The organism is Streptomyces silaceus, from assembly GCF_001419745.1.
In the GTDB taxonomy this organism is placed as follows: domain Bacteria; phylum Actinomycetota; class Actinomycetes; order Streptomycetales; family Streptomycetaceae; genus Streptomyces; species Streptomyces silaceus.
Genome location: NZ_LIRJ01000350.1, coordinates 1 through 1,202, shown reverse-complemented (window position 1 = coordinate 1,202; position 1,202 = coordinate 1). Strand labels below are relative to the sequence as shown.

At 73.6% G+C, this 1,202-nt stretch carries 1 protein-coding gene and 1 pseudogene; both read right to left on the bottom strand.

Annotated elements, in window-relative coordinates; all coding sequences use genetic code 11:
* On the bottom strand, positions 1–680 hold a 680-nt coding region (locus AOK22_RS28820), incomplete at its 3' end, for a hypothetical protein (protein ID WP_208606459.1).
* A 129-nt stretch (positions 681–809) separates the two neighbouring features.
* Positions 810–1,202, bottom strand: a pseudogene (locus AOK22_RS43070) (hypothetical protein); the annotation flags it as partial.

Here is a 1,202-nt window from a genome sequence, read left to right as displayed (position 1 = left end):
CCGAAGACCCGCACCTCCTTGGCGGGTTCGGGATCCACGGCCAGGGACCGCAGATAGGCGGATCGGCGGATCACCTCGCTCGCCGCCTCCATGCTGCCGTGCACATGGCGCGAGAGCCGCAGATAGGAGCGGTACGTCAGCACCGCCGCGAGTGCGAGCAACGGCGGCGCCCACCATGCCAGCGGCGCCAGCAGGACGAGCAGGCCGATCCCTTCGAGTCGGGGACGCACGACTTCGGGGAGCAGGGAGGCGAGTTGGTCGGGCCGTGTGCCGGGCTCGGTGACCAGGCGCAACGTATCGGCGTAGCCCGGTTCTTCGAGGTGTCCGATGCCGTCCGGGCCGATTCCGGCGGCGATGGCCCGGTCCTCCACGGCGCCGGCCGCGCGCAGCCGCAGCACCGCGGCGAGGCCGCTCTCCAGGGCCCGCAGTCCCGTGCGCAGGAGCGTCAGCGCGCCGAACGCCGTGAGAGCGACCAGGGCGTGCCGGGCCTCGGGCGATCCGGCGCCCGCCTCGACGGCCGGGGGCAGCGCGCCCACGAGCCGTCCTGTCGCCACGACGACGAGAGGGCCGGTGAGCGCTCCGCCGGCCGTGGTCAGGGCGAGGGCGACGGTCTGCCGGGGTCCGGCGCGCCACAACAGCCGTGTCGCCGACGTCCATTCCTGCCACGTACGCATACGCATGCCGATCTCCTGAGCCGCGCGCCGCCGTTGGAGGCACCGATGCTCACAGAGGAGCCGGGCGGCCGGACGAGGGTCCGGTCGCGACCGGACGCCACCGGTCGGCCGGGGGACTCGCCCGGCCGGCGCGGATCACCAATCGGCGTGCGTGACGATCCAGCGGATCAGGCCTTCGGTGTCGTCGGCGTCCGGCAGGGGGGCGTTTTGGTCGAGGGGCGCGTGGACCAGCGCCAGGTGGGTGAGGTAGCCGTAGGGGCCGTGGTCGGAGAGCGGTCCGAGGATCAGGGCGTGGGTGGGGGTGCGCCAGATGCGGTGGGGCAGGGGTGATCCGGCGGCGATGGACGGGGAGGAGGCGACGGTACGTTCCGGGCCCGCGCCGAGGTGTTCGGTGACCGCGCGGGCGGCGTCGGCGAGGACGTTCTCACAGTCCGCGACCGTGGGCTGCCCGCTTCCGGTCCAGCCGTCGGCCTTCTGCCAGTTGTCCATGATCCCGAGCAGCCAGGGGTCTTCGGCCAGTTCTACCCC